Source organism: Arthrobacter sp. 10T419, assembly GCF_056394105.1.
Window position 1 is genome coordinate 157,345 of sequence record NZ_JBFTHF010000002.1, and the last position, 21,726, is coordinate 179,070.

Here is a 21,726-nt window from a genome sequence, read left to right on the forward strand (position 1 = left end):
ACTGGGGTTCGACGACACGGTGGGCATGCCGGCAACGAGCGCGACGGCGGCAAGGACCGCAATTGTCGCGAGGAGGCGTGTGATTTTTCGGGAAGGGCGGCGTCTGCGGGAGACTGGTTCCGCATCGAGTGCCGGGTGGTCGGTCCGGGGCATCTCGGCTAGCCCCGGGCGGGGGTGCGCTGGAAGGTCTCCCGGGCCAGCAGCCAGCCCGCGGCCGCCGCGAGCAGCACCCCGCCGGTCACGCCGAACGCCCAGCCGTAGCCCAGCCGGTCCGCCAGCAGCCCCGCGATCACGGGCCCCACGATCGCGCCGCTGTCCGCGGTCATCTGGAACACGGCAAGCACCCGGCCGCCGGAGCGCTCGTTGCCCACGACGTCGGCAATCGCCGCCTGCTGCGCGGGCCCGAGCAGGCCGGACCCGATGCCGGCGACGGTCGAGGCCAGCAGGAACCAGGGCAGCTCGTGAGTGAAGCCGATGGCGGCGGTGGCGAGGCCGGTGACGACGAGCCCGGCGAGCATCATCGGCTTCCGGCCCAGGTTGTCCGCGAGCCGCCCGGAAAAGGTCAGCGCCGCGGCGTTGCCGGCGGCGAACACGGCCAGCGCCCAGCCCGCGGACGAGGACCCCGCTCCGAGCGCCGCGACGGCGAAAAGCGGCACGGTGGCCATCCGGACGCCGAAGGTGGCCCAGCCGTTGGCGAAGCTGGAGGCCAGCCCGGCCCGGTAGGCGCTGTCCCTCAGCGCTTCCCGGAGCAGCATGGCCGGGGCCGCCGCACCCGCCTCACGGGAACCTGCCGGGACATGGCTGAGCTGGGTCTGCACGACGGCGGCGGCGAGCACCAGCGCGGCCGCGTAGGCCAGGAACGGCACCCGAAGTCCGAAGCTGGCCAGCAGCCCGCCGACGATCGGGCCGCACACGTTGCCGATCAGGAAGGCCGAGGCGTAGGCACCCGAGACGCGCCCCCGGCTTTCCGGGGGCGCCAGCCGCACCACGAGGGCCATCGACGCCACCGTGAACATCACCGATCCCACGCCGCCCAGTCCGCGGAAGACCAGCAGTTGCCAGTAGTCCTGGGCGAAGGCGCAGGCCGCCGTGGACGCCGCCACGATCAGCAGCCCGGCCACGTACACCGGCCGTTCGCCCAGCCGCACGATCAGCGCCCCGCCGGCCGGAGCGAAGACGAGCCGCATGAACGCGAAGATACTGACAATCACGGCCGCCGCTGTGGCGCCGACGTCGAAAGTGGTGGCGAACTGGGGGAGCACCGGCGCGACGAGGCCAAAGCCCAGCGCGATGAGGAAGGCGGCAACCAGCATCACCTTGATGTCCCGGGGCAGGCGGGGGCCGCCGGGGCGGCGGAGTCCGGCAGGGGGCCGGATTCCGTTGGCGGAACGGGACGCTTTGCTCATGGTGCTGCTTTCGGTGCTGCTTCTGATGCCCAAGGGCAGGCAGGGGCGTGATGGAACGCGTGAAACATAACCGTAACAAGCGCGAGACGCACCATTTACTTCCGGGAGGTTCTTGTAACAACCCGGCAATGTAAATCCTCAGCCGGTGAAACACGGCAACTGCAAACTTTTCTTAGAACGCAAAAATGCGTTGGACTGGCGGACAAGTCCGCACCTAAGAGCAAGAGAGGACGCAGACCATGGAACTCACCGCAGGTCTCGTTTGGCTCCTGGTCGCATCAGCCCTCGTGCTGTTCATGACCCCGGGCCTGGCATTCTTCTATGGCGGCATGACACGCGCCAAGTCGGCTTTGAACATGATGATGATGAGCTTCGTTGCCATTGGAACCGTTGGCATCATGTGGGTCCTGTGGGGCGCTTCGATGGCTACGAGCAACACCGACAACTTCTTCCAGATCTTCGCTAACCCTTTCAGCCACTTCGGGTTGCACAACTTCACGGAGCCGGCGGACCTGCTCAAGGTGGGCTACGCGGCGACCTTCGCCATCATCACGGTGGCACTGATCTCCGGCGCGGTCGCTGACCGGGCCAAGTTCTCCGCATGGGTCATCTTCACCCCCATCTGGGCCACCCTCGTCTACGCGCCGCTGGCCTTCATGGTCTGGGGCGGGGGCCTCTTCTCCAAGGACGGCTGGTTCGGCCAGACTTTTGCCCCGGTGATCGACTTCGCCGGCGGAACCGTGGTGCACATCAACGCCGGCGTCGCCGGGCTCATCCTGGTTCTGATCATTGGCAACCGCAAGGGCTTCGGCAAGGACCCGAACCACCGCCCCCACAATGTCCCGTTCGTCATGCTGGGCGCCGCAATCCTTTGGTTCGGCTGGTTCGGCTTCAACGCCGGTGCCGCCGCCACGGTTGAGCAGGCCGGCCTGATCTGGATCAACACCCTCGCTGCTCCGGCCGCCGCGATGCTCGGCTGGCTCGCTGTCGAACGCTTCCGCGACGGCCACCCGACCTCCCTGGGCGCCGCTTCCGGTGTGGTGGCCGGCCTGGTCGCGATCACCCCGGCCTGCGCCAACGTCTCCCCGCTCGGCGCGATCGCCCTGGGCGTCGTCGCCGGTGTGGCCTCGGCCCTCGCCGTCGGCCTGAAGTTCAAGTTCGGCTACGACGACTCGCTCGACGTCGTCGGCGTGCACCTGGTTTCGGGTGTCGTCGGCACCGTGGCGATCGGCTTCCTGGCCACCCCGGCCCAGGGCACCGCGGGTCTGTTCTACGGCGGCGGCACGACGCAGCTCGTGGCGCAGGTTCTCGCAGCGCTGCTCGCCGTAGCCTTCACCGCAATCATGACCTTCATCATCGCCTTCCCGATCCACAAGCTGATGGGCTTCCGGGTGTCCCAGGAGCAGGAAGTCGTGGGTGTGGACCTGAGCCTGCACGCCGAGACTGCCTACGAGTTCGGCGTCGGCGGCCACGGCGGAAGCTTCCAGCCGCTGCACGAACTGATCACCGGCAAGTCGCTGGGCGACAGTGCTGAAGTACCGGCAGCCGAGGCCGTGGACGTCAAGTCGAACGGCAAGAAGTCAGCAGCTGGCAAGGAAAGCGTGGAAGCATGAAACTGATTACCGCAATCGTCCGTCCGGAAAAGCTCGACACCATCAGGGAAGGCCTGGAGGCCTACGGCGTGCAGGGCCTCACGGTCAGCGCGGCCAGCGGCTACGGCCGGCAGCGCGGCTACACCGAGGTGTACCGCGGCGCCGAGTACAACGTGGACCTGCTGCCCAAGATCCGGGTCGAGGTCCTGGCCACCGACGAACAGGCGGACGACATCCTGGACGTCATCATCGCCAGCTCGAACACCGGCCGGGCCGGCGACGGAAAGGTCTGGACGATGGACGTGTTCGAGGCGGTCCGCGTCCGAACCGGTGAACGCGGCGCGGCAGCCATCTAGGCTGCAGCCCTCCAGCCGCTGCCGCGCGAGCGGACCGCGATCGGGGGTTGCGACGGCGGGCCGGGCACCTGGAAAGGTGCCCGGCCCGCATTTTTTGTTGCGTGCGTTGGGGCCGCTAGCGCCTGCGGGAGCGCCCGACGTCGGGCGCCGCCTGCCTTACGACGGCCAGCCCTCCGGACCGGGCGTGCCGGCGGCATATTCCTCCAGCGGGACGCTGTCCCGGGCCCAGGCCTTGAGCACGGGTTCGAGGATGCGCCAGCAGTCTTCCGCAGTGTCGCCGCGCACGGACAGCAGCGGGTCGCCGGTGAGCACCCCTTCAAGCACTTCACCGTAGGGGAGCAGCTCGGAGGCGCTGAGTTCCGCCTTCAGGGTGGCCCGGTCCAGGCTGAGCACGTTGCCGGGGCCGTTCACGTCGACGTCGAACTGCAGCGTGTCCGGGCCGAAGCCGATGCGCAGCTGGTTGGGGGAGTCCACCCCGGTGAAGCCCTTGGGCAGGTGCGGCACCGGCCGGAACGTGACCACGGCTTCCTTGCGCATGGCGCCCAGCGCCTTGCCTGAGCGGAGGATGAACGGCACGCCCTGCCAGCGCCAGTTGTCGATGTCCACCTGCACCTCGGCAAGGGTCTCGGTGTTGCGGGACGCGTCCACGCCCTCTTCCTTGGCGTAGTCCGGGACCTTCCGGCCGTCGATGGAGCCTGCCGTGTACCGGGCGCGGCGGGTGTTCTTGGCGTACGGCGCCTTGATGCTGCTGGCCCGCAGGAGCGTGGCGACGGCGTCGCGCAGGTCCCGCTCGTCCACCGAGGCGGGCGGTTCTATTGCCATCAGGGCCATGATTTGCAGCAGGTGGCTCTGGATCATGTCGCGCAGGGCGCCGGCGCCGTCGTAGTAGCGGGCCCGGCCTTCCAGCGCGAGGTCCTCATCGAAGATGATCTCCACCTTCTCGACGTAGCCCCGGTTCCACACCGGCTCCAGGAAGGTGTTCGCAAAGCGCAGGCCCAGGATGTTCAGTACCGTGGCCTTGCCCAGAAAGTGATCCACCCGGTGGATGTGGTCCTCCGGGACCAGTGCAGCCAGGGTCTTGTTCAGGTCCCGGGCCGATTCTTCGCTGGACCCGAACGGCTTCTCCATCACCAGCCGGGTCCCGGCGGGGACCTGCTCCGGGGTCAGGGCTTCGCAGGCCAGCTGGCTGATCTTCGGCGGCAGGGCGAAATAGACAGCCACCGGTCCTTCCAGCGTGGCCAAGAGGCTGGCCAGCTGCCCTTCGGCGGTGACGTCCAGCTGGTGGTAGCTGGTGCTTTCGCGGATCCGTTTCAGCTCCCGCTTGCCGCTGGAGTCGGCCTGGGAGTTGGCGTCGGCGAAGGAGGTCTCAAGGCGTTCCAGCCACTGTTCCGAAGTCCAGTCGTCCGAGCCCGCGCCCACCAGGGTGAGGCCGGATGCGTGGCCCCTCGCCACCAGCCGGGCCAGTCCCGGCAGCAGCAGCCTGCCGGTAAGGTCGCCCGAGGCGCCGAGGATGAGCAGGGTTTTTACTGTTGGTTGACTGGTCACCTAAGCCAGCATGCCATCTTGAAGGCGGGTCTTGGTACCCTAGATAGTCGAGTCCCGTTGTCGAGGCAGTTCGTTCCGGCGAAACAGTCACGACTCTGGCGTGCCGCACTGGCCGCCAGCTGTAGATCCACTGAAAGAAGTGCACGGCGCGTGTTCAATTCACTCTCTGACCGGTTGACAGCAACCTTCAAGAACCTCCGTGGCAAGGGCCGCCTCACCGAGGCGGACGTTGACGCCACGGTCCGCGAGATCCGGCGTGCCCTGCTGGACGCCGACGTTGCCGTCCCGGTGGTCAGGGAGTTCACCGCCCGCGTGCGCGAGCGGGCCCTCGGCGTCGAGGTCTCCGGTGCGCTGAACCCGAGCCAGCAGATCGTGAAGATCGTCAACGAGGAACTCGTCGAGATCCTCGGCGGCGAGACCCGCCGGATCCGGCTGGCCAAGACCGGGCCGACCATCATCATGCTCGCCGGCCTCCAGGGTGCCGGTAAGACCACCCTCGCCGGCAAGCTTTCCAAGTTCCTCAAGGCGCAGGGCCACAGCCCCATGCTGGTCGCCTGCGACCTGCAGCGCCCCAATGCCGTGACGCAGCTGCAGGTTGTCGGCCAGCGCGCCGGCGTTCCCGTCTTTGCCCCGCACCCGGGGGCCACCTCCTCCGAGCTGGACCACCCTGCCGGTGACCCGGTCGCCGTCGCCCGTGCCGGCGTCGAGGAAGCCAAGCGCACGCTGCACGACGTCGTGATCGTGGACACTGCCGGCCGGCTTGGCGTCGACGCCGAAATGATGGAACAGGCCCGCCAGATCCGCCGGGCCATCGTCCCCAACGAAGTCCTGTTCGTGATCGACTCGATGATCGGCCAGGACGCCGTCAACACGGCGATGGCCTTCGATGAAGGCGTCAACTTCACCGGCATCGTGCTCTCCAAGCTCGACGGCGACGCCCGCGGCGGTGCCGCGCTGTCCGTCGCGTCGGTCACCGGGAAGCCGGTCATGTTTGCGTCCACCGGCGAAGGCCTGGACGACTTCGAGCTCTTCCACCCGGACCGGATGGCCTCGCGCATCCTCGACATGGGCGACGTGCTCACCCTGATCGAACAGGCCGAGAAGTCCTGGGACAAGGACGAAGCGGCCCGGATGGCGAAGAAGTTCGCCGACCAGGAAGACTTCACCCTCGAGGACTTCCTCGCCCAGATGCAGCAGATCCGCAACATGGGCTCGATGAAGAAAATGCTCATGATGATGCCGGGCGCGCAGAACATCCGGCAGCAGCTGGAGCAGTTCGACGAGCGTGAGATTGACCGGGTCGAGGCGATTGTCCGGTCCATGACCCCGCACGAGCGGGTGGCCCCGAAAATCATCAACGGCTCCCGCCGCGCCCGCATCGCCCGCGGTTCCGGCGTGCACGTCTCCGAGGTCAACGGCCTGCTGGAACGCTTCGCGCAGGCACAGAAGATGATGAAGAAGATGGCCGCCGGCGGAGGTATGCCGGGGATGCCGGGGATGCCCGGCATGGGCGGCGGCGGAGCCCGCAAGGGGGCCAAGAACGCACCGAAGAAGAAAGCCCGCTCCGGCAACCCGGCCAAGGCCGCGCAGGAGCTCAAGGACGCGGAGGCACGGCGCGCCGCTGGCCCCAAGGCTGTGCCCACCGGTGCGGCCTTCGGCCAGCAGGGCGGGGAATTCGACCCGTCCCAGCTGAACCTGCCCAAGGGTTTCGACAAGTTCCTCGGCGGCAGCAAGTAGCGGAAGCCACCTTGGCGCTGGCAGTACCTCGGGGCCCGGTATCTCGGCGGTCAGGATGTCGTCGGCTTCGATGACGGACCAGTGCCATAGGCTTAGGGCATGTTCAAGCAGCGCGTAGTTTTCGTCCACGGGGCCGGCAGTTTTGGCGCCGCGGCGTGGCCGAAGCAGCACGGCATGGCGCTGAGCTACGACGCCTTGTTCCTGCGGCGGCACGGCTTTGACGCCGTCGCCGAGCCGCAGGAGACGGACTTCGCCGCCGACGCCGCAATTGTGCTGCGGGCCCTGGCCGACGACGGCCGCGGCGCTGCCGGCGGCCACGTGGTGGCCCATTCGCAGGGTGCGATCGCGGCGATGATGGCGGCCGTCGAACGCCCCGACCTGGTGCAGTCGCTGACCCTGGTGGAGCCGGCCTGCCTGTCCTTGACCGCGGAGCTCCCGGCCAGCGCTGCGCACCGGGCGCTCATGAAGCCGCTCTTCGACGTCCGGCACAGCCTCAGCGACGACGACTTCCAGCGGGAATTCGTCCGCCGTGCCTTCGCCGCCGGCGCCCCGGGAGCCATGACGCCGGAGGCCCTCCGGGCGGCGCGCCGGCTGCGGCTGCAGGCACCGCCGTGGGAAGCGCCGCTGCACATCGTTCCCGGCGTGCCCACCCTGGTCCTTACCGGTGGCTGGGAGCCGCTCTACGAGGAAATCGCCGGCTACCTGAGGGAGACGGGCGCCCTGCACCGCACCGCACCCGGAGGGCACCGGCCGCAGGACTCAAAAGAGGGCGACCGCGCCATCCGCACGTTCATCGCCGACGTCAACCGCAGCCGGCACGCCCACGCGTCGTAGGAGTGGCCGGCCGGACGCCTACCCCGCAGGGCAGGCGCCCGGCCGCGGCCTAGGGCTGTGCCTGTGCCTAGGCCTGTGCCTGTGCCTGTGCCTGTGCCGCTGACTGTGCGCCCACGGTGGGCTCGGGCAGGTAGACCTTGCCTCCGGCCGCCAGAAATTCGTCGCTTTTCCTCCGCATTCCGTCCGCCAGCTGTGCCAAGGCTGCCCGGGGATCCGCCGAACCGTATTCGTCCCGGATGTCCTGGCTGATCCGCATGGAGCAGAACTTCGGCCCGCACATCGAACAGAAATGGGCTGTCTTAGCCGGCTCCGCCGGCAAAGTCTCGTCGTGGAATGCCTCAGCCGTCACCGGGTCCAGGGACAGCGCGAACTGGTCCCACCAACGGAATTCAAACCGGGCCTTGGATAGGGCATCGTCACGTTCGTGCGCTCCGGGGTGGCCCTTGGCAAGATCGGCGGCGTGGGCGGCGATCTTGTAAGTGATCACGCCGGTCTTCACGTCGTCCTTGTTGGGCAGACCGAGGTGCTCCTTCGGCGTGACGTAGCACAGCATGGCGGTCCCGTAGCGGGCGATCTCGGTAGCGCCGATCGCGGAAGTGATGTGGTCATAGCCCGGTGCGATATCCGTGACCAGCGGCCCCAGCGTGTAGAAGGGCGCGCCCTTGCAGAGTTCCTGCTGGCGCTCCACGTTTTCCCGGACGAGGTGGAACGGCACGTGTCCCGGGCCCTCCACCATGACCTGGACATCGAAGTCCCAGGCCCGTTGCGTGAGCTCCGCCAAGGTGTCCAGTTCGGCGAACTGGGCAGCGTCGTTGGCGTCCGCCGTCGACCCCGGTCGCAGGCCGTCGCCGAGTGAGAAGGCGACGTCGTAGCGGGCGAAAATTTCGCACAACTCGTCGAAATGCGTGTAGAGAAAGTTCTCCTGATGGTGTGCAAGGCACCATCCAGCCATGATGGAACCTCCGCGGGACACGATGCCGGTGACCCGGTTGGCGGTCAACGGGACGTACCGCAGCAGCACCCCGGCGTGGATCGTCATGTAGTCGACGCCCTGCTCGCACTGTTCGATCACCGTGTCACGGAAAATCTCCCAGGTCAGGGCGTTTGCTTCGCCGTTCACCTTCTCCAGTGCCTGATAGATCGGGACGGTGCCGATGGGGACGGGCGAGTTGCGGATGATCCATTCGCGGGTCGTATGGATGTCGTCCCCGGTCGAAAGGTCCATCACCGTGTCCGCCCCCCATTGCGTGGCCCATTGGAGCTTGTCGACCTCCTCGGCGATGGAACTGCTTACCGCGGAGTTGCCGATGTTCGCGTTGATCTTCACCAGGAACGCCTTCCCGATGATCATCGGCTCGGACTCCGGGTGGTTGATGTTGCTGGGGATGATGGCCCGGCCGGCGGCGACTTCGCCGCGGACAAGCTCGACGTCGCAGTTCTCCCGCAGCGCGACGAAACGCATCTCCGGTGTCACGATGCCGTGCCGCGCATAATGCATCTGGGTGACCGTTCGGCCTTCGACGGCGCGACGCGGCTCGGGCGGTGCGCCCCGCCATTCAGCCGAGGCGGCGCCGCGCCTGACCGCGGACTTGCCGTCGTCGAGCAGAGTGCGTTCCCGGCCGCTGTACGGCTCCGTGTCCGCGCGCCCGGCGATCCAGTCACGGCGGAAAGCGGCGAGTCCCACCATCGGGTCGCTGCCCGGGCCCGCGGTGCGGTAGACCCGGAACGGAGGATTCCCGACGCCGCCAGGGGACGGTGCCAGGGCGATTTCGGTTACCGGGACGCGGATCCCGCCGTCCTCGACGTACGCGAGGGCATGCGACTTCAGGGACTGCGTCACGGTAGATGCTGCGGCGCTGTTCCCATTCTGGGCAGGGCTCTGCTGTGGATTTGTTGCGCTCAAAGAGATACTCACTTCCTTCGCCGGCATTACCCGGACAGGTTCAACGGTCGCAGGCTGCATCAGCCCGATCTCAGCCCCTGCAAGGGCACCCGTGTGGTCGTAGACGAAGCTACCACAGGCCGACGGGAAGCCGTCGAGGGGCCGTGGGGGCTGGACGGGCTTGGCCCGCGGATCGCGATGCGGATTAGGCTTTAGGCCATGAGCGGCATCATCGAGTTCAGCGGCCCGGTCCTCACCGGAGCCGACCAAGAGCGGCGCGGGCTGTGGGCCGTGGACGGCCGCCTGACCTTCCGGCGCCCCGCGGCCGCGCCGGACCTGGTCCTGGACGGCTGGGTGATCCCCGGGCTGGTCGATGCGCACTGCCACATCGGGCTCGGGCCCGGCGGGGATGTCCCCGAGGAAGTTGCCGAGCGGCAGGCCCTGACTGATCGCGACGGCGGTACCCTGCTGGTCCGCGACGCCGGCGCCGTTCACGACACCCGCTGGATCCAGCAACGGCGCGAGCTGCCACGCATCCTCCGCGCCGGGCGGCACATCGCCAGGACGCGGCGGTACCTGCGGGGCTTCGCCGTCGAGGTGGAACCCGAGGACCTCGTGGAGGCCGTACGCAAGCAGGCCCGCGCGGGGGACGGCTGGGTCAAGCTGGTGGGGGACTGGATCGACCGCGACGCCCGCGACCTCGCTGCGAGTTTCCCGGCCCGGAGCGTCAGGGACGCGGTCCGGGCCGCCCACGACGAAGGCGCCCGCGTCACGGCGCACTGCTTCGCGGAGGACACCCTCGATGACATGCTCGACGCCGGCATCGACTGCATCGAACACGGAACCGGGCTGCTTCCCCGGCACTTGCCCCGCTTCGTCGAACAGGGTGTCCCGATTGTCCCCACCCTGATCAACATCGCCACTTTCCCCGACATTGCGGCCCAGGCCAAGGCAAAGTTCCCCCGCTACGCGGCGCACATGCTGGGGCTCTGGGAACGCCGCGCCGAACGGATCCTCGAGGCGTACGAGGCCGGGGTCGCCATCTACGCCGGGACGGACGCGGGGAGTGTGATCAAGCACGGGCGCATCGTCGACGAACTTGAGGCCCTGCACGACGCCGGGCTCCCCGCCGGCGCCGCCCTCGACGCAGGGGCCTGGGCCGCCCGCGACTGGCTCGGAGCCGACGCGATCACAGAAGGTGCCAGTGCCGACGTCCTGGTCTGCGCCGAGGATCCGCGCGGGAATCTCGGCACCCTGCGCGAGCTCAGGGGCATCGTGCTCCGCGGCGAACTGGTACAGGGGAGCATCCCCGGCCATTAGGAATAAATTGAAGCTTCAAGTAATTTAACTCTACGAGGGTCGCCGAAGGTCGGGGGCCACAGAACCACCGGAGCGTTTCAATGACCGTAGAAGCCAGCACCCAGGATCTCCTTCCTGCCGAACTCACCATGGGCACCGTGATGCTCAAGGTCGGCGACATGAAGCTGATGACGGACTACTACCAGCGCGCCCTCGGCCTCGACATCGTTGCCGAGCAGGACGGCGGGCTCTACCTCGGACGCAAGCTCAAGCCGCTGGTCCACCTGGCACCGGCACCCGGGCTGAACCTGCCCTCCCGCGGCGAAGCCGGCCTCTTCCACACCGCCCTTCTCTTTGAGGACCAGCCCTCGCTGGCCGCCACCGTCGCGTCCGCCGCGCAGTATGAGCCGCAATCCTTCACCGGCAGCGCCGACCACCTTGTCAGCGAGGCCTTCTACTTCAATGACCCGGAGGGCAACGGTATCGAGCTCTACTGGGACCGCCCCCGCGAAGCCTGGTCCTGGGACGGCAAGAACGTCGTGATGGACAGCCTGGCCCTGCCGCCGCAGCGCTACCTCGAGCAGCACCTCACCGAGGCGTCGCTCGCCGGGCAGCGCGAGGCCGACGCCGGCGTCGGGCACGTCCACCTGCAGGTCGGCGACGTGCAGTCCGCGCACGACTTCTACGTCGGCACCCTCGGCTTTGAGGAGACCGCGGGCTGGCACGGCCAGGCGCTCTTCGTCTCAGCCGGCGGCTACCACCACCACATGGCCATGAACGTTTGGAACAGCCGCGGCGCCGGCCCCCGCCGTGACACCCTCGGCCTCGGCGAAGTGCTGGTTGAAGTACCGTCCGGCGACGACGTTGGCGCCCTCGCCGACCGCCTCAAGACCGCGGGCGTCCAGTCGCACCACACCGGAGCCGAGCTGCGCTTCGAGGATCCGTGGCGCAACAGCATCCGCGTCGCCGTCCGCTGATCATCCGGACATGCCCAGCCTGCAGCGCCAGGACTGGACATGTCCAACCTTCGAGGCCCGCGTTGGGCATGTCCACCTCCTGATGCTTGGGTCCGCGGACATGTCCCGCGTGCGCTTCGGGGAATGGACATAGTGGGATTATGTCCATTGCTCGCGTCCGGGGGTGCGCATGTCCGTTGGCGGGAGTGCGCGAGGCGGGGCGCGGCATGGGGTCCCTCGGCCATGTCCGTCCGCCGATCGGGACGCCGGGCATGTCCATCCGCCGCGGTCAGGGATGGACATAGTGGGATTATGTCCATTGCTCGCGGCCGGGGCAGGGCATGTCCGGTCCGGGCGCGGCCGGGCTGGAGCGGATAGGCTGAAAGCGACGCCAAAAACGCGGCCAGCGCCGCCAACCCTCATGAGGAGCACTTCCTTGGGATTTACTGAAATCTTCGTCGCCACCCATGACGCCGCCCTCAAGCGTGCAGCGGCCCTCGACGGCGGCGCCGCGGTCGCCCCCGGCGCGGTCCGGATTCCGGACATCAGCGACTTCGAAGTCGAACGCCTGGGTGACCTGGCCGGGACTGCCGTGCATGCCGCCGGGGCCGACTATGAGCTGGCCATGGTGGACGTGGCCAGCGACTCCCTGCTGGGCGTGCCGGCCGCCATGGTCCGTGCCCTGGCCGAGTTGCTCAGCTACGAGACCGAGGGCGAGGGTGATGTCCTAGCGGACGTCGCCGAAGGCTGGGCCGCGGAGGAGGACATGCCCTTCGGTGCCGACCAGGCCGCCCGCTATGTCCGCCAGCTCGCCGAACTCGCTGCCGGCGTTGACCCCGCCACCAAGGCCGGGCTCTACGTCTGGACCTCCTGACGCGCCCAAGCCGACGGCTCGAAAAAGTGCCCGGACACGCAGCCCTAGGGCGTCAAGTCGAAATCCGAGCGGTGATCTGGCACAATGAACAGGTACTCGATCTGCGTGGCCCCTCTCTCCGCGTCCGGATCTTGTCCTTTTAGAACCCCCTAGTACGGCCCGCCCCACGGGTGCAGAACGCCGGGCTCGACCCCGTTTCAGAAACAGGAGTGACCACAAAAGTGGCCGTAAAGATTCGCCTTAAGCGCTTCGGCAAGATGCGCGCACCGTACTACCGCATCGTCGTCATGGACGCACGCTCCAAGCGTGATGGCCGTGCCATCGAAGAGATCGGCAAGTACCACCCGACCGAAGAGCCCTCGTACATCGAGGTCGACACGGACCGTGCCCAGTACTGGCTCGGCGTCGGCGCACAGCCGTCCGAGCAGGTTGCCGCGATCCTGAAGATCACCGGTGACTGGCAGAAGTTCAAGGGTCTCCCGGGCCAGGAGGGCACCTTGAAGACCAAGGCTCCCAAGGAAGCCTTCGTCACCCCGGAAAAGGGTTCCGTGATCATCCCGGAAGCCATCACCAAGAAGGCTAAGAAGGACGACGCAGCTGAGGCTCCCGCCGACGCCGAAGCAGAGACCACCGAGGCTGAGTAAATTGCTGGCAGAAGCGCTCGAACACCTGGTCCGCGGGATTGTTGACAGCCCCGAGGACGTCAAGGTCAGTGCGAAGAACAACCGCCGCGGGGACACCCTCGAGGTGCGCGTTCATCAGGACGATCTGGGACGGGTGATCGGACGCCAGGGCCGCACCGCACGCGCTTTGCGCACTGTGGTGGCGGCGCTGGCCGACGGCGAGCCGGTCAGGGTCGACGTCGTCGACACCGACCGCCGCCGGTAGCGCGACCAGCATTATTTGTCTTTAGTCCGGCCCCTTCACCAGCTTATGGTGGAGGGGCCGGACTGTTTTGCGCAGCACATGCACCAACAAATCCCAGACTTTACGAGAACCCGAACAGAGGAACAGATGCAGCTTCAGGTGGCACGAATCGGCAAGCCCCATGGCATCCGCGGCGAAGTGACCGTCCAGGTGCTGACGGACGCCCCCGGTGACCGCTTTGTTCCCGGCACCCAGTTCGTGGTGGAACCGGCGTCGGCCGGGCCGCTGACCGTTGAGAGCGCCCGCTGGAACAAGGACATCCTGCTGCTGGCGTTCGAGGAGGTGGAGACCCGCAACGAGGCGGAAGCCCTCCGCGGAGCCAAGCTCTACGTCGAGACCGAAGAACTGGACGAGGACGACGACGAGGGCTGGTACGAGCACGAGCTGGTGGGCCTGGACGTCCGCGTCGGCGACCAGGTGGTCGGCAAGGTCTCCGGTCTGCACACCATGCCGGTCCAGGACCTGCTCGTGGTGACTGACCGGGACGGCAAGGAAATCCTGATCCCGTTCGTGGAGCAGATCGTGCCTGAGGTTAATGTCGCGGACAAGTACGTCCTCGTCACCCCGCCAGCCGGCCTTTTCGAGGTCAACACCGAGGCCGGCGGGACCCCCGACGACGGCGGCACCGAAACAGACGCCGACGCCGAGGGAGCCAGCGACGCCGAACGTGGCGCGGGGGACAACGCCTAAGATGCGGATCGACGTCGTCAGCATCTTCCCCGAATACCTGGCACCGCTGGAACTCTCGCTGATCGGAAAGGCCCGCCAGGACGGGCTGCTGGACCTCAACGTCCACGACCTCCGCGACTTCACCACGGACCGGCACCGCACCGTGGACGACACCCCGTATGGCGGCGGCGCCGGCATGGTGATGAAGCCCGAACCGTGGGCCCAAGCCCTGACCGCCATTGCCGAGGCCGGCCCGAAAGCGCCTGGGGCGGAGGCCGTTCGCAAGCCCGTACTGATCGTCCCATCGCCGGCGGGGGAGCGCTTCAGCCAGGCGATTGCCCACGAACTCGCGGAAGAAGAGCAGCTCGTCTTTGCCTGCGGACGCTACGAGGGTATCGACGAACGCGTCCTGGAGTGGGCCGCGGAACACTTCACCGTCCGGCCCATGAGCCTCGGGGACTACGTGCTGAACGGCGGCGAGGTGGCCGTGCTGGCCATGGTCGAAGCCGTGGGGCGGCTGTTGCCCGGCGTCGTCGGAAACCCCGAATCGCTCGTGGAGGAATCCCACTCCGACGGCCTGCTCGAGTACCCCGTGTACACCAAGCCCTCCAGCTGGCGGGACCGCGAGGTTCCGCCCGTGCTGCTGAGCGGCAACCACGGCAAGATCGCGCAGTGGCGGCGTCACGAACAGTACCGGCGCACCGCCGAACGCCGGCCGGACCTGCTCGACGCGTTCGACGCCGGCAAGCTGCCACGCGCGGACCGCACCGCTTTCGGGGAACTGGGCTACGACGTCGTGGACGGCCGGCTCCGGCGCCGCCCCGACGCCTGAGCTGAGCCGATTCGCGAAGCCCATTCGCTTGGCCAATTCACCAAAACGTGCCGGAATGTGGCAAAATTAGTCCTTGTGCCTGCTGGGTGCGAACCTGCCACAGGGGGAGCGTCACCAACAGCGCGGCACCCCGGTCCCGTCAATTCCTGACGGAGCCGGAACGACAATACTTTCGGCGGGAATTTCCGGTGCGCACAGCACCCGGGCTTGGCCGCCGTGACCCAACGTGAATGACCTGTGGCGTTCACCAGGAGTGGATCAATGCATATCCTCGATTCCGTAGATGCAGCTTCGCTGCGCAACGATGTTCCCGAGTTCCGCGCGGGTGACACCATCAAGGTGCACGTGAACATCATCGAAGGCAAGAACTCCCGTGTCCAGGTCTTCCAGGGCTTCGTCCTGGGCCGCCAGGGCGACGGCGTCCGCGAAACCTTCACCGTCCGCAAGGTCTCTTTCGGCGTCGGCGTGGAGCGTACCTTCCCGGTACACTCCCCGATCATCGACAAGATCGAGCTCGTCTCCAAGGGTGACGTGCGCCGCGCCAAGCTTTACTACATGCGTGCACTGCGCGGTAAGGCTGCGAAGATCAAGGAAAAGCGCGACTTCCAGACCGCCAAGTAAGTCCTTCGGACTTTCCAGCGGGTCCACGGAGGGCTCCGGCGTTTGCCGGAACCGTCCCCACTGCGCCGTTCAATTAGAAAAGCGTTAGAGGACACGGATCATGGAACAGACAAGACGCCGGCCCAGGAAACTGGGCTGGCGTTTTGCGCTTCTGGGCCTGGTGCTGGCCGTGGCAATCAGCGGCCTGGTCCGGTCACTGTGGCTGGATGTTTACTTCATCCCGTCCGCGTCGATGGAGCCGCTGCTCCGCGACGGTGACAGGATCCTGGTGTCCCGCACCGACTTCGCGTTCGACCCGGTCCGCCGCGGCGACGTCGTGGTCTTCGACGGCCGCGGCTCTTTTGCCCCGCTCAGCAGCGGCAAAGGACCTGCGGCTGACGTCCTGACCGGCGCTGGCCACTGGCTGGGCCTGACCGGCAGCGACACCACCTATGTCAAGCGCGTCATCGGGCTACCTGGCGACCGCGTGGTGTGCTGCGGCGCGGACGGCCGGCTCACAGTTAACGGCCAGCAACTTGAGGAACGCTATCTGTATGAAGGCGACGCCCCGAGTAAGTTGAAGTTCGACGTGATTGTCCCGGACGGCAGGCTCTGGCTGATGGGAGACCACCGTTCGAAATCGGCCGATTCGCGCAGCCTGCTGGGCGCGCCGGGAGGCGGTATGGTCCCGCTGGAGCGCGTGATCGGCCGCCCGGTACAGATCATCTGGCCGCTTGATAGATTTGCAGCAATTCCGCGGCCCAACGAGGCCGCCACGACGATGAAGAACGGACAGTAGATGCCCGAGACCGGACCCCGGACTCCTGATCCGCGGGGGCACGACGAGCCCCGAGTGACCTCCTCGCCCATCCCCGGCGCCGAACACCCGACGACGCGGCTGCCCGCCGCGCCGAGGCCCGAACACGCGCCGGACCCTCGGCCGGTGCAGGCTGAACCGGTTCAGGCTGAATCGGTGCACGCTGAACCGGTGCACGCGGCGCCCGCGGCGCCCGCGCAGCCCGAGCGGGCCGAGGGCGCCCCATTGGCCGGTCCCTCACATGCCGGACCGTCGTCGGCGCGGGCCCGAAAGGCTAAAGCCCGCGAGGGCCGCAACCCGATGCTTCTCTGGCTTAAGGAGATCGCCACGGTGGTGGTGATCGCCGTCGTACTGTCTTTCCTGATCAAGACCTTCCTGTTCCGGGCTTTCTATATTCCGTCCGAGTCCATGATGAACACGCTGGACGTCAACGACCGGATCTTCGTCAACTTGCTGGTGCCGGAGCCGATCGCCTTGGAGCGCGGGGACGTCGTGGTGTTCCGGGACACCAAGGGATGGCTTGTCCCGAGCGCCGTGAAGCCGGCCGGTCCGTTGACCGGTGTCCAGGATGCGCTGACGTTTGTGGGCCTGCTCCCCGACAACTCCGAGCAGCACCTGGTCAAGCGCGTTATCGGCCTGCCGGGCGACCACGTCGTCTGCTGCGACGGCAGCGGCCGGCTCACCGTCAACGGGGCTCCCCTGAACGAGAAATACGTCAACAGCGCCGAGGTCCCGCAGGTGCGCGACTTCGACGTCGTCGTCCCCGCCGGCAAGGTCTGGGTCATGGGCGACAACCGGAACCACTCCGCCGACTCGCGCGCCCACATGGAAAGCAACGGCGGCTTCATCGACGTGGCCGACATCGAAGGCAAGGCGGCCGTGATCGCGTGGCCGTTGAACCGGATCACGTCGCTGGACAACTATCCGGACGTGTTCCGCGGCGTCCCGACTCCGGTGAAGAAGTAGGGACAGCAGTGTCCGAAGCTCCAACCCTCGACTACGAGCGCCGCTTCCGTGGCTCCGGCGCGCGGCTGCTCGCCGGGATCGACGAGGTGGGACGTGGGGCCCTGGCCGGACCCGTCAGCGTCGGAATCGCCGTCGTGGACCTGCATAAGCAGAAGCTGCTCGCCGACGTGCGGGACAGCAAGCTGCTCAAGGTCGCGGACCGGGAACGGCTCGAACCGCTGGTGCGCAGCTGGAGCGTCGCCTCGGCCGTGGGGCACGCCAGCGCGGCGGAAATCGACGCGCTGGGGATCATCGGCGCGCTCCGGCTCGCCGGCAACCGTGCCTGGTTCGCGGTGCTGGCCGCCGGTGTGACACCGGACGTAGTGCTCCTGGACGGCAGCCACAACTGGCTCTCACCCGTGGCGCAGGCCTCGCTCTTCGACGAGGGCCCCGAGGAGCCGGGCTGTGACGCCCCGGTCCACACCCTGGTCAAGGCCGACATGCAGTGCCTTAGCGTGGCCGCCGCATCCGTGCTGGCCAAGGTCGAACGTGACCGGCAGATGGCTGTCCTGCACACCGAGTACCCGGCGTTCGGCTGGAACGAGAACAAGGGCTACGGCACCGCTGCGCACAAGGAGGCCCTCCGCGCCGCCGGCCCCACGCCGTACCACCGGGTGAGCTGGCAACTACTCGGCGACTGAGCGGTGGCGCGCGCCCGGCGCCCGATGGTGCAAGATGGAACCATGAGTGCCGAGGACCTTGAAAACTATGAGACCGACATGGAGCTACAGCTCTACCGCGAATACCGCGACGTCGTCGGGCTGTTCAGCTATGTGGTCGAGACCGAACGGCGTTTCTACCTGGCCAACCACGTGGACCTGCAAGCGCGCAGCGCCGACGGCGAGGTCTACTTCGACCTGACCCTGCAGGACGCCTGGGTGTGGGATGTCTACCGCTCCGCCCGGTTCGTCAAGAGCGTCCGCGTTATCACTTTCAAAGACGTCAACGTCGAGGAGCTCCCGCGCAGCGAGGAGCTCGCCCTGCCCAAGGTCGAGGGCCTGGGCAACTGATTCCTGCCTCGCGTGACCTGAAGTTACCCACATAGCCGAATTTTTGTCCGCGTGCTGGCCGCCCTGCGATCCACGCTGGAGGCATGAGAGCTAAGGACATGCTGGGCCGGCGCGGCGAGGAACTCGCCGCCGGCTTTATCGAAGCCCAGGGGATGCGGATTGTTGACCGTAACTGGCGTTGCCCCGAGGGTGAAATCGATATCGTCGCGCTCGACGGCGACGCCCTGGTCATCGCCGAGGTCAAGACCCGAAGATCCCTCGCCTACGGGCACCCGTTCGAAGCCGTGGGCGTGGACAAGCTCGCCCGGCTGCACCGGCTGGCCTCGGCGTGGTGCCGGGACCATGAGCTGCAGATGCCGCTGCGCCGCGTAGACGTCATCGCCGTGGTCGACGACGGGACCGGTTCCCCGGCCATCGAACACCTCAGAGGGGTGGGGTAGATGGCGCTGGGACGGACCTATTCGGTGGCGCTGGTCGGCCTGAACGGATACATCGTCGAGGTCGAGGCCGACATCGGGCAGACCCTGCCTGCGTTCGTGATCCTCGGCCTGCCGGATGCCTCGCTCAATGAGGCCAAGGAACGGATTCGGTCTGCGGCGCAAAACTCCGGTATCCCGCTCAGCCGCCGGAAGATCACCGCGAACCTCATTCCGGCGTCGCTGCCCAAGCGCGGCTCCGGATTCGACCTCTCCATCGCCATGGCGGTGCTGCTGGCCGCCAACGACGTGCGCTCCACCGGACGCCATGTCTTCATCGCCGAACTTGGCCTGGACGGGCGGCTGCGTCCGGTCCGCGGCATTCTGCCGGCCGTGATGGCGGCTGTTCAGGCGGGGTATCCCGACGTTGTGGTGGCCCAAGCCAACGCCGCCGAAGCAGAGCTGGTGCCCGGCGCCAGGGTCCGCGGCTACCGTACCCTGGCCAGGCTGGCGTTCGATTTCGGCGCGGACCCGCAGGACCTTGCCCTGGACTTCGAGCCGGACACCGCGGATGCCGACGACGTCGACGGGACGGCCCCGGCCGGCCTGGCGCCGGATATGTGCGACGTCTCTGGCCAGTCTGACGGTCGCCGGGCCCTGGAAGTGGCCGCCGCCGGAGCGCATCACGTGCTGTTCACCGGCCCGCCCGGGGCAGGCAAGACCATGCTGGCAGAGCGCCTGCCCGGGTTGCTCCCTGATCTCGGTGACCGGGAAGCCATGGAGGTGACGGCCATTCATTCCCTCAGTTCGCTCACCTCGGCTTCCGTCACGCTGCTGCGGCGGCCGCCCTACGAGAATCCGCACCACACCGCCACCGCGGCTGCCATTATCGGCGGAGGATCCGGATTGCCTCGGCCCGGCGCGGCGTCCAGGGCTCACCGCGGCGTGTTGTTTCTCGATGAAGCCCCCGAATACGAGCGCCGGGTCCTCGACGCACTCCGGCAGCCACTCGAAAGCGGCGAACTGGTCATCCACCGCTCGGCGGGCACCGCTGCCTACCCAGCCCGGTTCCAGCTGGTCCTCGCCGCCAACCCCTGTCCCTGCGGCAAAGCCTCCGGAAAGGGCGTGGACTGCACCTGCACCCCGATGATGCGGCGCCGTTATCTCGCTCGGATGTCGGGGCCGCTGCTGGACCGGGTCGACATCCAGTTGGAGGTCGAGCGCGTCGCACTCGCAGACTTCGGCCAGCCCCGGGCCGAAGAGGCCACGGCCGACATCGCCGCCAGGGTGCGCGCCGCCCGGGAGCGCCAGCTGGACCGGCTCCGGCCGCTCGGACTGGAAACCAACTCGCAGGTTCCCGGACGGGTGCTCCGCGGCCCCCTGCGGCTCTCGGGACCTACAACGCGGATCCTCGACCATGCGCTGGAACGCGGCGCCCTGACGGCCCGCGGCTATGACCGGGTGCTGCGTCTGGCGTGGACCCTTGCGGATCTCTCCGGCCGCGACGGGCCGGACGCGGACGACATCGGTCAAGCGCTCAATCTTCGGCAATCCGCATCGGCTGCCGCGTGACGGCGCCGAGATGTCCCATCCCGCCACGCCCCGCTATCAGCACCACAGCAGCACCGGAAGAGGAGAGAGCAGCACCATGACACAGAACGAAAGGACCGCCCGGGCGGCGCTGTCCAGGCTTCTGGAACCCCAGGACGCCGCCGGCCTGGCGCTCGTACGGGTTGCCGGCGCCGAGGATGCGCTGCGGATCGCCACCGGGCAACTGCCGGCCGGCCCGAGGCTGGAGCAGGAACTTTCCCAGGTGCTGGAGCAGAACGGCGCCGGCGGCGGCTGGACCGGCCTGGGCATGGCACTGAAGCGCTGGGCACCGCGGGTACCCGACCTGGCGCCGGAGCGCGACCTGGCGACCATGCAGCGCCTCGGCGGCCGCCTGATTATCCCGGCGGACAACCTGTGGCCCGGCCAGCTCGCGGACCTGGGGCTGCAGGAGCCGCTCTGCCTCTGGTGGCGGGGCGTGGAACAGGAGTTGCCGCCAGTCCACAAAGCCATTGCGCTGGTGGGCTCCCGCGACAGCACAGCCTACGGCTCTGCAGTAACGGGCGACCTCGCTTATGGGCTGGCCCAGCGGGGCTTCACGATTATCTCCGGCGGAGCCTACGGGATTGACGCCCACGCCCATCGGGCCGCCCTGGCCGGGGCCGCCGCGGGCCTGCCAACTATCGCCGTCATGGCCGGGGGAGTGGACCGGTTCTACCCCGCGGGCAACGAGGATCTGCTCCGTGCGGTGGCCAACCAGGGCGCCGTGCTGGCCGAGGTCCCACCGGGTTCTGCCCCCACACGGTACCGCTTCCTGCAACGCAACAGGCTCATCGCTGCGCTGGCCGCCGTCACGGTGGTGGTCGAAGCCCGGTGGAGATCCGGGGCGCTCAACACCGCCCACCATGCCGAGACCCTGGGCAGGGCGGTCGGCGCGGTGCCGGGCTCGGTGCACAGTGCCAACTCGGCCGGCTGCCACCGGTTGCTGCGCGAAGGCGGCGCGGTGTGCGTCACGGACGCGGCCGAGATCGCGGAACTGGCCTCGCCGAGCGGCGAGGCGCTGCCGGAGGTCAAGGTGGGCCGGGCCGAGGCCCACGACGGGCTGACCCTTGAGGACCTCATTCTCCTGGACGCCCTTCCGCTGCGGATCACCAGCACGGTTGAGAAGCTTTCCGTGGTCGCCGGGCTGAGCCCGGAATCGGTCAGGGCTGGTCTTGGGCGGCTCGGACTGCTGGGCTTGGCCGAATCCCACCGTGGCGGCTGGAAACGCTCCGCCAAGGCGGGCTGACGCGACGCACCTGCTCGGCGGTGCACATCTCCCGGGGGCAAACTGCCATGCCGCCCCCAGGCCGCGACTTCCAGCATGGTGCGGAGCAAGCACGCGGGCGTTGGCGGCGCGCCGCCGGGCTGCGCTGGCGCCG

Annotated in this window: 22 protein-coding genes and 1 riboswitch; of the genes, 19 read left to right on the forward strand and 3 right to left on the reverse strand. The window is 67.9% G+C overall.

Annotation, left to right across the window (positions count from 1 at the left end; genetic code table 11):
* Nucleotides 1-158: 158 nt before the first annotated feature.
* A complete protein-coding gene (locus tag AC1DBD_RS04325; protein WP_476908672.1) occupies nucleotides 159-1,406 on the reverse strand; it encodes an MFS transporter in 1,248 nt (415 codons plus the stop codon).
* Nucleotides 1,407-1,645: 239 nt separating this feature from the next.
* Between AC1DBD_RS04325 and AC1DBD_RS04330 the strand changes: the two genes are divergently transcribed.
* Together AC1DBD_RS04330 and AC1DBD_RS04335 are read left to right on the forward strand one after the other, a co-directional pair.
* The gene (locus tag AC1DBD_RS04330; protein WP_441417503.1) at nucleotides 1,646-3,019 is read left to right on the forward strand and encodes an ammonium transporter; all 1,374 of its coding nucleotides are present in this window, start codon (nucleotides 1,646-1,648) and stop codon (nucleotides 3,017-3,019) included.
* Nucleotides 3,016-3,354, forward strand: a complete 339-nt coding sequence (locus AC1DBD_RS04335) for a P-II family nitrogen regulator (RefSeq protein WP_175320845.1) — start codon at nucleotides 3,016-3,018, stop codon at nucleotides 3,352-3,354. Before AC1DBD_RS04330 ends, AC1DBD_RS04335 begins: the two co-directional genes overlap by 4 nt.
* A 156-nt stretch (nucleotides 3,355-3,510) precedes the next feature.
* On the opposite strand, the gene AC1DBD_RS04340 is transcribed toward AC1DBD_RS04335, so the two are convergent.
* A complete protein-coding gene (locus tag AC1DBD_RS04340; protein ID WP_476925578.1) occupies nucleotides 3,511-4,899 on the reverse strand; it encodes a glucose-6-phosphate dehydrogenase in 1,389 nt (462 codons plus the stop codon).
* A gap of 150 nt (nucleotides 4,900-5,049) precedes the next feature.
* On the opposite strand from AC1DBD_RS04340, the gene ffh reads away from it, so the two are divergent.
* Entirely contained in the window at nucleotides 5,050-6,636 is a 1,587-nt protein-coding gene (ffh, locus tag AC1DBD_RS04345) for a signal recognition particle protein (RefSeq protein WP_476892345.1), read from the forward strand.
* A 99-nt stretch (nucleotides 6,637-6,735) separates the two neighbouring features.
* A complete protein-coding gene (locus tag AC1DBD_RS04350; protein WP_476981498.1) occupies nucleotides 6,736-7,470 on the forward strand; it encodes an alpha/beta fold hydrolase in 735 nt (244 codons plus the stop codon).
* 67 nt (nucleotides 7,471-7,537) lie between these two features.
* On the opposite strand, the gene thiC is transcribed toward AC1DBD_RS04350, so the two are convergent.
* Nucleotides 7,538-9,400, reverse strand: a complete 1,863-nt coding sequence (thiC, locus tag AC1DBD_RS04355) for a phosphomethylpyrimidine synthase ThiC (RefSeq protein WP_476981499.1) — start codon at nucleotides 9,398-9,400, stop codon at nucleotides 7,538-7,540.
* A riboswitch (TPP riboswitch) is annotated at nucleotides 9,369-9,476 on the reverse strand. It overlaps the preceding gene by 32 nt.
* A 95-nt stretch (nucleotides 9,477-9,571) precedes the next feature.
* Here thiC and AC1DBD_RS04360 point away from each other — a divergent pair.
* The 15 genes from AC1DBD_RS04360 to dprA all read left to right on the forward strand — a co-directional run bounded on the left by AC1DBD_RS04360 (nucleotide 9,572) and on the right by dprA (nucleotide 21,593).
* Nucleotides 9,572-10,672, forward strand: coding sequence for an amidohydrolase family protein (locus AC1DBD_RS04360; protein WP_476981500.1), 1,101 nt, complete (start codon nucleotides 9,572-9,574; stop codon nucleotides 10,670-10,672).
* An 80-nt stretch (nucleotides 10,673-10,752) separates the two neighbouring features.
* Nucleotides 10,753-11,628, forward strand: coding sequence for a VOC family protein (locus AC1DBD_RS04365; protein ID WP_476981501.1), 876 nt, complete (start codon nucleotides 10,753-10,755; stop codon nucleotides 11,626-11,628).
* A gap of 415 nt (nucleotides 11,629-12,043) precedes the next feature.
* Nucleotides 12,044-12,481 (forward strand): hypothetical protein, encoded by a 438-nt coding sequence (locus tag AC1DBD_RS04370; protein ID WP_175320852.1) that lies wholly within the window; start codon nucleotides 12,044-12,046, stop codon nucleotides 12,479-12,481.
* 221 nt (nucleotides 12,482-12,702) lie between these two features.
* Nucleotides 12,703-13,125, forward strand: coding sequence for a 30S ribosomal protein S16 (gene rpsP / locus AC1DBD_RS04375; protein WP_138769023.1), 423 nt, complete (start codon nucleotides 12,703-12,705; stop codon nucleotides 13,123-13,125).
* Nucleotide 13,126: 1 nt separating this feature from the next.
* Nucleotides 13,127-13,369, forward strand: a complete 243-nt coding sequence (locus tag AC1DBD_RS04380; protein WP_056426755.1) for an RNA-binding protein — start codon at nucleotides 13,127-13,129, stop codon at nucleotides 13,367-13,369.
* 126 nt (nucleotides 13,370-13,495) lie between these two features.
* A complete protein-coding gene (gene rimM, locus AC1DBD_RS04385; RefSeq protein ID WP_476892348.1) occupies nucleotides 13,496-14,098 on the forward strand; it encodes a ribosome maturation factor RimM in 603 nt (200 codons plus the stop codon).
* 1 nt (nucleotide 14,099) lies between these two features.
* Nucleotides 14,100-14,909 (forward strand): tRNA (guanosine(37)-N1)-methyltransferase TrmD, encoded by an 810-nt coding sequence (gene trmD / locus AC1DBD_RS04390; RefSeq protein WP_441417511.1) that lies wholly within the window; start codon nucleotides 14,100-14,102, stop codon nucleotides 14,907-14,909.
* 261 nt (nucleotides 14,910-15,170) lie between these two features.
* Entirely contained in the window at nucleotides 15,171-15,530 is a 360-nt protein-coding gene (gene rplS / locus AC1DBD_RS04395; protein ID WP_056738299.1) for a 50S ribosomal protein L19, read from the forward strand.
* Nucleotides 15,531-15,630: 100 nt separating this feature from the next.
* Entirely contained in the window at nucleotides 15,631-16,308 is a 678-nt protein-coding gene (lepB, locus tag AC1DBD_RS04400; RefSeq protein ID WP_441417512.1) for a signal peptidase I, read from the forward strand.
* Nucleotides 16,309-17,292, forward strand: a complete 984-nt coding sequence (gene lepB / locus AC1DBD_RS04405; protein WP_476892350.1) for a signal peptidase I — start codon at nucleotides 16,309-16,311, stop codon at nucleotides 17,290-17,292.
* Between the two features lie 8 nt (nucleotides 17,293-17,300).
* Nucleotides 17,301-17,972, forward strand: coding sequence for a ribonuclease HII (locus tag AC1DBD_RS04410; protein ID WP_441417514.1), 672 nt, complete (start codon nucleotides 17,301-17,303; stop codon nucleotides 17,970-17,972).
* Between the two features lie 42 nt (nucleotides 17,973-18,014).
* Nucleotides 18,015-18,341: a DUF2469 domain-containing protein gene (locus AC1DBD_RS04415; protein ID WP_056426737.1), complete on the forward strand. Its 327-nt coding sequence runs from the start codon at nucleotides 18,015-18,017 to the stop codon at nucleotides 18,339-18,341.
* A gap of 83 nt (nucleotides 18,342-18,424) precedes the next feature.
* Nucleotides 18,425-18,781: a YraN family protein gene (locus AC1DBD_RS04420; protein ID WP_476892351.1), complete on the forward strand. Its 357-nt coding sequence runs from the start codon at nucleotides 18,425-18,427 to the stop codon at nucleotides 18,779-18,781.
* Entirely contained in the window at nucleotides 18,782-20,329 is a 1,548-nt protein-coding gene (locus tag AC1DBD_RS04425; RefSeq protein ID WP_476892352.1) for a YifB family Mg chelatase-like AAA ATPase, read from the forward strand.
* Nucleotides 20,330-20,405: 76 nt separating this feature from the next.
* Nucleotides 20,406-21,593, forward strand: a complete 1,188-nt coding sequence (gene dprA, locus AC1DBD_RS04430) for a DNA-processing protein DprA (RefSeq protein WP_476981502.1) — start codon at nucleotides 20,406-20,408, stop codon at nucleotides 21,591-21,593.
* Nucleotides 21,594-21,726: the final 133 nt, after the last annotated feature.